This is a genomic window from Delftia sp. ZNC0008 (assembly GCF_000799035.1).
In the GTDB taxonomy this organism is placed as follows: domain Bacteria; phylum Pseudomonadota; class Gammaproteobacteria; order Burkholderiales; family Burkholderiaceae_C; genus Comamonas; species Comamonas tsuruhatensis.
This window is the reverse complement of the sequence record NZ_JTKZ01000213.1, coordinates 1-9,954: the sequence shown is the minus strand read 5'-3', so window position 1 is coordinate 9,954 and position 9,954 is coordinate 1. Positions and strand designations below refer to the sequence as shown.

At 66.1% G+C, this 9,954-nt stretch carries 10 protein-coding genes; 6 read left to right on the top strand and 4 right to left on the bottom strand.

Translation table 11 applies throughout. The features are described from left to right. The 4 genes from L995_RS07305 to L995_RS07290 all read right to left on the bottom strand — a co-directional run. On the bottom strand, positions 1 to 1,148 hold a 1,148-nt coding region (locus tag L995_RS07305; protein WP_047470601.1), incomplete at its 3' end, for a bifunctional adenosylmethionine decarboxylase/class I SAM-dependent methyltransferase. A gap of 147 nt (positions 1,149 to 1,295) precedes the next feature. Then, positions 1,296 to 1,973, bottom strand: coding sequence for a phosphoglycolate phosphatase (locus tag L995_RS07300; RefSeq protein ID WP_047470600.1), 678 nt, complete (start codon positions 1,971 to 1,973; stop codon positions 1,296 to 1,298). Positions 1,974 to 2,173: 200 nt separating this feature from the next. Continuing rightward, complete coding sequence (locus L995_RS34240; RefSeq protein WP_047470598.1) at positions 2,174 to 2,521, bottom strand: hypothetical protein; 348 nt, start codon at positions 2,519 to 2,521, stop codon at positions 2,174 to 2,176. Between the two features lie 3 nt (positions 2,522 to 2,524). After that, positions 2,525 to 3,001 carry a chemotaxis protein CheW gene (locus tag L995_RS07290; RefSeq protein WP_047470596.1) on the bottom strand — a complete coding sequence of 159 codons (477 nt, stop codon included), beginning with the start codon at positions 2,999 to 3,001 and terminating at the stop codon, positions 2,525 to 2,527. Between the two features lie 327 nt (positions 3,002 to 3,328). On the opposite strand from L995_RS07290, the gene L995_RS07285 reads away from it, so the two are divergent. The 6 genes from L995_RS07285 to L995_RS07260 all read left to right on the top strand — a co-directional run. Next, the gene (locus L995_RS07285; protein ID WP_047470594.1) at positions 3,329 to 5,026 is read left to right on the top strand and encodes a methyl-accepting chemotaxis protein; all 1,698 of its coding nucleotides are present in this window, start codon (positions 3,329 to 3,331) and stop codon (positions 5,024 to 5,026) included. Positions 5,027 to 5,100: 74 nt separating this feature from the next. Next, a complete protein-coding gene (locus L995_RS07280; protein ID WP_047470592.1) occupies positions 5,101 to 6,351 on the top strand; it encodes an HD-GYP domain-containing protein in 1,251 nt (416 codons plus the stop codon). Positions 6,352 to 6,562: 211 nt separating this feature from the next. Then, entirely contained in the window at positions 6,563 to 6,934 is a 372-nt protein-coding gene (locus L995_RS07275) for a response regulator transcription factor (RefSeq protein WP_017404901.1), read from the top strand. Continuing rightward, positions 6,934 to 7,698: an HD-GYP domain-containing protein gene (locus L995_RS07270; protein WP_047470590.1), complete on the top strand. Its 765-nt coding sequence runs from the start codon at positions 6,934 to 6,936 to the stop codon at positions 7,696 to 7,698. The genes L995_RS07275 and L995_RS07270 overlap by 1 nt, the downstream gene beginning before the upstream one ends. Before the next feature lie 9 nt (positions 7,699 to 7,707). Then, positions 7,708 to 8,547: a substrate-binding periplasmic protein gene (locus L995_RS07265; RefSeq protein WP_016453965.1), complete on the top strand. Its 840-nt coding sequence runs from the start codon at positions 7,708 to 7,710 to the stop codon at positions 8,545 to 8,547. Between the two features lie 24 nt (positions 8,548 to 8,571). After that, positions 8,572 to 9,954 (top strand): PAS domain-containing protein (locus L995_RS07260; protein ID WP_047470602.1); only part of this gene is annotated, 1,383 nt, incomplete at its 3' end.

The window sequence follows — 9,954 nt, the reverse complement described above, 5'->3', positions numbered from 1 at the left end:
TGGCGCAGCTGGGCGGGGGGCAGCGCCGCCGCATCCAGCGTGTCGGAGGCCACGGCCAGGCCCCAGTAGGCGCCGTACAGGGGGATGTACAGGCCGTAGCAGCGCACGATGGCAAAGCGCTCGCGCAGGCTGGCCACCAGCCGCGCCACCTGCCCGCCATGGAAGACGGGGCTGCCCAGGTGCAGCACCAGGGCGCCGCCCGGCGCCAGCACGCGCTTCATGCGCGCCAGGGCCTGGTCGGAGTACAGCGCGCTGGCAGGCGTGTCGGGGTCGGTGAGGTCCATCAGGGCGAGGTCGAAGCGTTCTTCGGTGTGCTCCACCATGGCCATGCCGTCGCCTATGCGCAGCTGCAGGCGCGGGTCATCGAACACGCCCCGGTGCACCTGCTGCAGGTGCGTGCGCGCGGCCTGGACCACGGCCTCGTCCAGCTCGGCCACCACCACTTGCTCCATGGACGGGTGCTTGAGCAGTTCCTCGGCTGCGCCGCCATCGCCGCCGCCCAGGATCAGCGCCTTGCGCGGCGCCGGGTGGGCCAGGGCCGCGGGGTGGACCAGGGCCTCGTGGTAGAAGAATTCCTCGCCTTCGGAGGTCATGAATCGGCCATCCAGTCGCAGCACCTTGCCGAACTGCGGCGTGTGCAGCAGCTCCAGTTCCTGATGGGGCGTCTGCACGGTTTCGCGCCGCGTGGCGCGCCAGCCAAAGCGCGCATGGGGCGTGAGCGCCTCCAGCGCCCAATCGCCCTCATCGGCCGCCGCCGTGGCCTGGGCGCCGGGACCGATGTCGCCGCGCATCAGATGCTGGCGCACCACGCGGCCCGGCGCGTAGGCGGCGATCACGCCCTCCATCAGCGCGCGGGCCTTGCCCGAGTTGTCGGCGGAGAAGTTGCAGACGTAGACATCGACGGTGACGCAGCCGGTCTCGGGCCAGGTGTGTATGGCCAGGTGCGATTCGGCCAGCAGCACGGTGCCGGTGACGCCGCCGGGCTGCCCCTGGTAGTCAGGGAACTTGACCCAGCGGTCCTCCACCAGGGTCAGGCCGGCCTGCGCGGTCTGTGCGCGGCACAGGGCGGCGATGGCATCGGCGTCGAGCATATGGCGCTCGTCGCCCTGGCATTGGTAGAGATCGGCGGTCAGGTGCAGTCCGTGCATGTCGCGTGCTTCCTCCTTGTCTGTGGCCGGATCGCGGCCAGGATGGCAAAGCAGACGACTCTAGCAAAAACATAAATCGCACCGTCAAAGTGCGTTAACCATCGCCAAACCCCATTCTTTTTCCAACAAATTTGGAGGCTGCGCGTCTCAGGCCAGTTCGGTCAGCGCATCGACGAAGCCATCGGCATCGACCTGGCGCACGGGCTGGCCGTGGTTGTAGCCGTAGCTCACCAGCACCACGGGGCAGCCCGCGGCGCGCGCGGCCTGGGCGTCGTTGCTGGAGTCGCCCAGCATCAGCGTGCGTGCCGGGGAGGTGCCCAGGGCCTCGCAGGTCTTGAGCAGGGGCAGCGGGTCGGGCTTCTTGCGCTCGAAGGAATCGCCGCCGAAGACCTGCTCGAACAGCGGTGCCAGGCCTTTTTGTTCCAGCAGCGGCCGGGCGAAGGACAGCGGCTTGTTGGTCAGGCAGGCCAGCCGCAGGCCGCGCGCGCGCAGGGCCTGCAGGCCTTCGAGCACGCCCGGATAGACCTCGGCGAACTGGCCGTTGAGCTGCAGGTAGTGGTGCTCGTAGCGCTGCCAGGCCTGGCCGTAGATGGCATCCACATCGGCCGCGCCCACATGGGCCAGCACCGAGCGGATCAGGTGCTCCGAGCCCTTGCCCACCATGTTCTCGATGGCCTGCGGGGCGATGGCCGGCAGTTGCAGGTCCGCCAGCATGCGGTTGAGGGCTTCGGCGAAGTCGCCCAGGGTGTTGACCATGGTGCCGTCGAGATCGACGATGGCGGCGTCCAGTTGCTGTGGGTTCAACGGAATGAGGTTTGAAATCATGAAATGGGGGTGTCGAAAGCCGGGGGCTGCCTGCGCAGGAACAGCGTTGAAAATATCAGAACTTGCGCGGGCCCTGGGACTTGGGCCTTGCGTCCCCTGGCAGCCCCTGCATGGCCGTGGCCCCGTATCCCGGTGTGCCGCGATGCGGTCTGACGAGTGCCAGGGCCGCACGCAAAGGCGGCACGCAAGGGGGAGGTTGATCAGAACGACACCCAGTCGTCCTGCTCCTGCGCTTGCTTGTGCACGGTCTGCACGGGCTGCACGGCGCGGGCAGCCTGGCGTGCGGGGAGTGCCGCTGTCGCGGGTGCCGGCTTGCGCGCCCGCACCGTCGGTTGCGGGAGCGGCGGGGTTGAGGAAAGCTGTGCCGCATGGCCTCCCAGCTGGAAGATCGACACGGCCTGCACCAGCTGCTGTGCCTGGAGCTCGGTCAGCCAGGCCTTGACGTCGGTGTGTGCTGAGGTGAGAGCGCCTTTCTCCGCCTCCAGGTCTGCGGGCGATATGAAAATTTGCGGTGTACGAGCGGAAGACCGGGGCGTGCCGGAGCACATGGCTCAGCTAGCAGCGCAGTCCGGCAGGGCTGCCGTGGCCGTCGCCAGGAGCTTGTCGGCATCGATCAGCAACAGCGAGCGCTCATCGAGCACGCCCATGGCCAGCAGGCAGTCATTGACCAGGCCCACGCCCATGGCGGGCACGGCGCGCAGGTCCTGCGGCATGAGCGTCACCACGTCGGTGACCCCCTCCACCACCATGCCCGTCACTCCGCCAGGCAGGCGCAGCATGATGGTCACGGTGCAGGCGTCATATGGCTTGGGCGCAAGCCCCAGCCTGAGCCGCAGATCGATGACGGGAATGACCTCTCCGCGCAGTTCCAGCACGCCGTTGAAGTAGGCAGGGCCGTTGGCAATGCGCATGGGCGACTCGTAGGACCGGATCTCCTGCACTTGCAGCAGGTCGATGCCGAACTCCTCATCGTCCACGCGGAAGGAGAGCCATTGCCTGGTGGTTTCGGTCTTCAGTGCATGCGGCATTTTATCACTCCAATCAAATTTATTTGATGAATTTGATAAAATTTAGCAGAGCGCGACAACAAGCACAACCGACTTTTACAACTTTGGTCGCTGATGCTCCGTCGTGCACGTCAGGCGGAAGGCTTCGCCTGGCTCCAAAGGTCTGTGGCGATTGGTCAGTCAAGAGGGAGAGGACTGCGTGGCGGTTCCGCGGAACCGGATCTCGGGGGCAAGGCCACACAGTTTTAAATTGATAAATCTGATTTCTTAAGATGCGTTTAAGCCAAAGAAACAATCATTTACATCATATTGATCGAAGCTCCTTCCAACCGCCCCCCAGGAGACCCCATGTTCCTCCGACTTCTGTCCATCCGCACAAGGCTCATCGTTGCCTTTACCCTGCTTTTGCTCTTGTTGAGCACGGTTGCGGCCATCGGCTCCCTGCAGATCGCCCGGGTCCAGTTCAATGCCAACGACCTGGGCACCAACTGGCTGCCTTCCACTAATGTGCTGGCCTCGATCCGGGCCACGGCCAATGAAGCCCGCCGCGCCACCCTTCGCCATGTGATTGAGGAGTCTGTACCGGGCAAGCAGGCTCAGGAAGAGGCGCTGGCTAAGGCCGAGAAAGCCCTTGAGTCGGAGTTCTCCACCTACGAAAAGCTCATTTCCTCCCCTGAGGAAAAGAAGCTGTACGACAAGATGCGCGTAATTTGGGACGCCGTCGTGCTGGAGGATAGGAAGGTGCTGGAGCTGTCCAAGGCCGGGCCGGAGCAGTCGGCCCAGGCGCGTGGCCAAGCCACGGGATCTGCGACCCAGGTCTTCACCGATTTCATGGACGTCGTGGGCCAGGACATCGCGCTGAACCAGGAGGGCGGGCGCAAGGCCACCGAGCAGGCCGAGAAGGACTACCACCTGGCGCTGTACCTGCTCGGCGGGCTGGCCACGCTGGCGGTGTCCCTGGGCGCCGTGCTGGCATGGGCCATCACGCGCTCGATCACCGAGCCCCTGCACATGGCGGTCTCGGTGGCGGACACCGTGGCGCGGGGCGACCTCACGGCCAGCATCGTGGTGCAGGGCCGGGATGAGCCCGCCCGGCTGCTGGGCGCGATGCGCGACATGAACGGCAAGCTTCGCGAGATCATGGCAAGCATTCGCCTCAGCAGCGACAGCATTGCGACGGGATCGAGCGAGATCGCCTCCGGCAGCCTGGACCTGAGCCAGCGCACCGAGCAGCAGGCCAGCAACCTTGAGGAAACGGCTGCCTCGATGGAGGAACTCACGGCCACGGTGCGCACGAATGCAGACACGGCCCAGCAGGCCAACAAGGTGGCCTCGGCCGCCTCGGCCTCCGCTGTCGAGGGGGGCAAGTCCGTGGCCCTGGTGGTGCATACCATGCAGGACATCTCGGAGGCCTCGCGCAAGATTGCCGAGATCACGAACGTCATCGACGCCATTGCCTTCCAGACCAACATCCTGGCGCTCAACGCAGCCGTGGAGGCCGCGCGGGCCGGCGAGCAGGGCCGGGGCTTCGCGGTGGTCGCCAGCGAGGTGCGCGCGCTGGCCCAGCGCTCGGGCACGGCGGCCAAGGAGATCAAGGAGCTGATCGGCGCCAACCTGCAAAAGGTCGAGCAGGGCACCGAGGTGGCGACCCGGGCCGGCGAGCAGATGGACCGCATCGTGGAGCAGGTGCGCAGCGTGGACACCATGATCAGCGAGATCTCCAGCGCATCGGCCGAGCAGGCGGTGGGCATCCGTCAGGTCGGCGAGGCGGTGAGCCAACTCGACCAGATGACGCAGCAAAACGCGGCGCTGGTCGAGCAAAGCTCGGCCGCTGCAGGCAGCCTGGAGCAGCAGGCCGCCGCCCTGGCGCAGATCGTCTCCACCTTCAAGATGCATCCCGAGCATGGCGCAAGCCAGCCTGGCGGGCCGCGCGCCGCGACCGCCCAGGCCATGGCACCCAGGCAAGCGCAGCCCTGCAGGCCGCCACGCCTGTCGCCTGCCCGTGCGCAGCCGCAGGTCAAGGAAGAGGAATGGGCGGCCTTCTGACCTGGATCCGTACAGAAGCAAGGAAATGGCGGCAAGATGACGTATCCATGTGAACCGTTGCGGGGCCCTTGTTCATGATCAAGCGCATCAGTGTGCGGCAGCTGCGGCTGGGCATGTTTTTGGAGAGCTTTTGCGGCAGCTGGATGGAACACCCATTCTGGCGCAGCCGCTTCAAGCTGGAAGACCCTGCCGACCTGGCGAGGATCCTGCAGTCCCCCATCCAGGAAGTGTGGATCGATACCGCCAAGGGCCTGGATGTTGCGCAAGGCGGGCCGTCTTTCACCCGCGAGCAGGTGGACACCGTGATCGACGCCCAACTGTCCGAGATCTCGCAACTGGCCGAGCTGGAGTGCGAGCTGCGGCCCGTTGCCTTCGAGGAGGAGGTGAAGCGGGCCGCCCGCATCTGCCACCAGTCCAGGCAGGCTATCACCGCCATGTTCCGCGAGGTGCGCATGGGCAGGGAGATCAACCAGGACGAGGCCCGCTCCGTGGTCGCCGAGGTGTCCGATTCGATCATCCGCAATCCCAGCGCCATGGTCAGCATCGCCAGGCTCAAGACCAGCGACGACTACACCTACATGCACTCGGTGGCGGTCTGCGCCCTGATGATCGTGCTGGCACGCCAACTCGACCTGCCACCGCACCAGGTGCGCCAGGCAGGCTATGCGGGGCTGCTGCACGATATCGGCAAGATGGCCATTGCCACCTCCATCCTGAACAAACCCGGGCGTCTGACGGACCAGGAGTTTGACGAGATGCGTGAGCATCCGGCGCGAGGCCTGGAGTTGCTCAAGGCCGGCGGCGTCGATGACCCGGTCGTGCTGGACGTGTGCCTCCACCACCACGAGAAGGTGGATGGCACGGGCTATCCCCACAGGCTGCGCGGCGAGGACATCAGCCTGTTCGCGAAGATGGGCGCGGTCTGCGATGTCTACGACGCCATCACCTCGGACCGCCCCTACAAGCGCGGCTGGGATCCTGCGGAGGCGGTGCACAAGATGGCCGAATGGAGTGCCGGCCACTTCGACAAGACCGTTTTCCAGGCCTTCGTCAAAAGCATAGGCATCTATCCGGTGGGCTCCCTGGTGCGGCTGACCACGGGCAGGCTGGGGGTGGTCATCGACCCTGGCCGCCAGTCCCTGACCTGTCCGCAGGTCAAGGTGTTCTATTCCACGGCCAGCGGCATGCGGATGGCACCGGAGACCGTGGACCTGGCCCGGCCCGGGTGCCAGGAGAAGATAGCCAGTCGGGAAGACCCCGCGAAATGGGGCTTCACCGACCTCGATGCCCTGTGGAAAGACCCGGCCTGGGAACGGGCCACATAAAGGCGGGGCTGCCGGCTCCCGCACAGGGGCAAAAGACCTGTTCCCGGCCTGGGGCCGGAACCCGCCCCGCTGCGGGCGGCAGCATACGGCGCCCACGGGCGTGCAGGCCTGGCAACAGATTTGATAGATAAATTCAATAAAATTTGATTGAATTGATATTTATGATTCACATGCCGGCCCACACCTTTGTTGCGGCATGAAAGATCTCCCCATGCAAAAGATACTGATCGCCGAGGACCATGCCGACATCCGCAAGCTGCTGCGCATGACACTGGAATTCAGCGACTTTGACGTCATAGAGGCTTGCGATGGCGACGAGGCCTGGGCGATGGCCGAGAGGCTCAGGCCCGACATCGTCCTGCTCGACATCATGATGCCGGGCACGCTCGACGGCCTGGAGGTGTGCAGCCGCATCAAGCGCTCCTACGAGCTGCTGCATACGCAGGTCATCCTGCTGACGGCCCGGGGCAGCGCCGAGGACCGCAAGGCGGGCCTGCTGGCCGGAGCCGACGAATACCTGGTCAAGCCCTTCAGCACCCTGAAGCTGCTGGAGACGATCGAAAAGCTCGAGAGGATCGACTGATGGCCCAGTACCAGACCGCCTCCCCCCGGGAGCCATCGCGACGTTTCGATCCTGCGGCCGTGGAGCAGATGGAGCAGCTCATCCAGGACTTCGGCCGCATGTACCGCGAGCGCAACGATCTGCTCAAGGAAGTGACACGTGCGCACCACGAGACCCTGCTGCGCCTGGCCATGGCCGCCGAGTTCAAGGACGACGACACCGGCTCGCACATCGTCCGCATCGGCTACCTGTCGGAGGCCCTGGCCCTGCGCCTGGGCTGCCGCATCGAATTCGCCAGCCTGCTGCGCAAGGCGGCCCCGATGCATGACATAGGCAAGGTCGGCATTCCGGACACCATCCTCAAGAAGGAGGGCCCGCTGGATGCGCAGGAGCGCCTGGTCATGAACCGGCATGCCGAGATCGGCGCGCATCTGCTGGGCCAGTCGCGCATCCCGGTGTTCCAGATGGCGGCCGAAATCGCCGCCAGCCACCACGAACGCTTCGACGGCAAGGGCTACCCGCAGGGATTGGCAGGCGAGGACATCCCGCTGTCGGCGCGCATCACCTCCATCGTCGATATCTTCGACGCGCTCACCATGGACCGGGTGTACCGGCCGGCGTTCGGGCGAGCACGGGCCCTGGAGATGATCGCGGCGGAACGGGGCAAGGCCCTGGATCCCGGCATCGTCGACGCGTTCATGGACAACATCGAAGAGCTGGATGCGCTGCGCCTGGCGCTGACCCGGCAGTCCCCGTCCTTCACCGATCTGATCGACACACCCTGAAAGCCCGCCATGCATCCATCATCGACATGTTTCGGCGCACCGTCCCCAAGGCGCGTGCTGGCCCGCCTGGCAGCCGTTGCCGGATTGCTGCTGTGTCTGGTGCCATGGTCCGGCTCTGCCGCAGCTGGCGAGGTGCTGGAGCGGATTGCATCCACGGGCGCCCTGCGTGTGTGCATATGGCCCGACTACTACGGCATCACCTTCCGCGACCCGCGCACGGGCCGGCTGACGGGCGTGGATGCAGAGCTGTCGGCGGAACTGGCCAGGGAGCTGGGCGTACGGCTGCAGTATGTGGATTCCTCCTTTCCCAGGCTGATACCTGACCTGCTGGAGTCGCGCTGCGATGTCGCCATGTTCGCCGTGGGCATACTCCCCCAGCGGCAAAAGCAGCTGCGCTTCACTCAGCCCTATCTGAGCAGCGACATCTACGGCGTCACGACCAAGAGCAATCAGGCCGTGCAGTCCTGGGCGGACATCGACCAGCCCGGCGTGCAGGTCGCCGTGCAGCGCGGCACCTTCATGGAGCCCGTGATGCGCGAGACGCTCAAGCATGCGCAGATCGTGTCCATCGAGCCGCCCCAGACCCGCGAGAAGGAGCTCATGGCAGGGCGCGTGGATGTGTTCATGACCGACTACCCCTACAGCCGCCGGCTGCTCGACAGCTCCGACTGGGCCCGGTTGATCGCACCGCCCAAGCCGTTCCACGTGCTTCCCTACGGCTATGCAACCAGTCCTGCCGACGCCCAGTGGCTGGCGCGCCTGGACCAGTTCGTCTCCGACATCCGGCGAGACGGCCGCCTGGCCCGGGCAGCGCGCAACCACGGGCTGAGCGCCATCGTCGCGCCTTGAACCCTCCGATGGAGCGCCTTCATCATGTCTGGCCGAGCCGGCACGCATCATTTTCTGGGAGCCAGGCGCAGCGCCCACCTCAAGGCATTGGTGCTGACCTTTGCCCTGTGCGTGCTTGCCGGGCTGGTGCTGTTCGTCTGGAGCCAGCTGCATGCCGAGGCCGAGCAGAGCAAGGCCCAGGCGGCGTTGCTGGCCCGTGTGCTGCAGGATCAGACGAACAAGACCTTCGAGACCGGCGAGGTCGCCCTGGCAAGCCTGGCCAACAACCCGGTCATCCTGTCCGCCGACAGCCCCGGCGCAGCGCGCGAGGCGGCCTTGGCGCAAGTGGTCGGCCAGTTGCCGGTTCTGCGCAGCATGGCGCTGCTCGATGGCAAAGGACGCATCCTGGCGAGCACGCAAGCGGGCGAGGCCGGCCTGCAGATCGAGCTGCACAAGCTGCTGCCTGACAGGGCATCGGCTCCGGTCCCGGGCAAGGTCCAGCTGGGACGCCTGGTCACCGGCCGCAGCCTCTCCTCCCTGGCAGCGGCCCCGCATGCGACACCGCGGGGCGTCCGCTACCTGCCCCAGATCCTCGCATTCAAGCGCGACAACGGCGCACCGGCCGTGCTGGTGGCCCTGATCAATCCTGATGCCGTGGCCAACTTCTACCAGTCCACGCTGGAGTCCCTCAGCTACGAGGCCATGCTGCTGAGCTACGACGGCCAGGCGCTGGCCAGCACGAATGCGGGCACCGGCGTGCAGGCGACCGCCGTGCTGCAGACACCGCTGTTCCGGCAATGGCTGCCGCACAGCGAATTCGGCTCCTACGTCGGCGCCGGCATGCTCGGCTCCCATGAGGTCGTGTCCTTTCGCACTGTGCGCAACTGGCCTCTGCTGCTGGTGGTGGAGGAGCCCTACTCGGAGGTGGTCGCGCGCTGGCGCGACAAGGCATTCGCCTTCTTCGTTGCCGGCCTTGCGCTTCTTGCCCTGGTGCTGGGCCTGAGCGGGTCGGTGCTCAAGACCCGCAGGGTCCAGAAGTCGTCCCAACAGTCCATGGAAAAGGCCCAGGCGCGCCTGGCGCGCAGCGAGCATGAGATGGCCGTGCTCATGCGCAGCGTGCAGGAGCTGATCTTTCGCACCGACAGCGAGGGCCGGCTGACCTTCGTGAACGCACGCTGGGAGCAATGGACCGGGCAGCCCAGCGTCGAGGCGCTGGGGCAGCCGCTGGAAGGCATCGCGCGCGAAGCCTGCAGGCCGCAGATCCATGCCCTGCTCGACCCACAGGCCAAGCTGGCCCTGCGCAACTGCCAGGCCATGTTCCAGCTGCCGGGCCACCGGGAAATACTCTGCGACATCGCCGTCGTCCCCCTGCTGCGCGACGGCCGGCTCGTGGGCTTCGCGGGCAGCGCCGTGGACGTGACGGCCCGC

What these genes read in the sequence shown, in the direction of transcription:
- L995_RS07300 (WP_047470600.1), bottom strand. Translation starts at nt 1,973, where the DNA reads ATGATTTCAAACCTCATTCCGTTGAACCCACAGCAACTGGACGCCGCC.
- L995_RS34240 (WP_047470598.1), bottom strand. Translation starts at nt 2,521, where the DNA reads ATGTGCTCCGGCACGCCCCGGTCTTCCGCTCGTACACCGCAAATTTTC.
- L995_RS07270 (WP_047470590.1), top strand. Translation starts at nt 6,934, where the DNA reads ATGGCCCAGTACCAGACCGCCTCCCCCCGGGAGCCATCGCGACGTTTC.
- L995_RS07275 (WP_017404901.1), top strand. Translation starts at nt 6,563, where the DNA reads ATGCAAAAGATACTGATCGCCGAGGACCATGCCGACATCCGCAAGCTG.
- L995_RS07290 (WP_047470596.1), bottom strand. Translation starts at nt 3,001, where the DNA reads ATGCCGCATGCACTGAAGACCGAAACCACCAGGCAATGGCTCTCCTTC.
- L995_RS07265 (WP_016453965.1), top strand. Translation starts at nt 7,708, where the DNA reads ATGCATCCATCATCGACATGTTTCGGCGCACCGTCCCCAAGGCGCGTG.
- L995_RS07285 (WP_047470594.1), top strand. Translation starts at nt 3,329, where the DNA reads ATGTTCCTCCGACTTCTGTCCATCCGCACAAGGCTCATCGTTGCCTTT.
- L995_RS07280 (WP_047470592.1), top strand. Translation starts at nt 5,101, where the DNA reads ATGATCAAGCGCATCAGTGTGCGGCAGCTGCGGCTGGGCATGTTTTTG.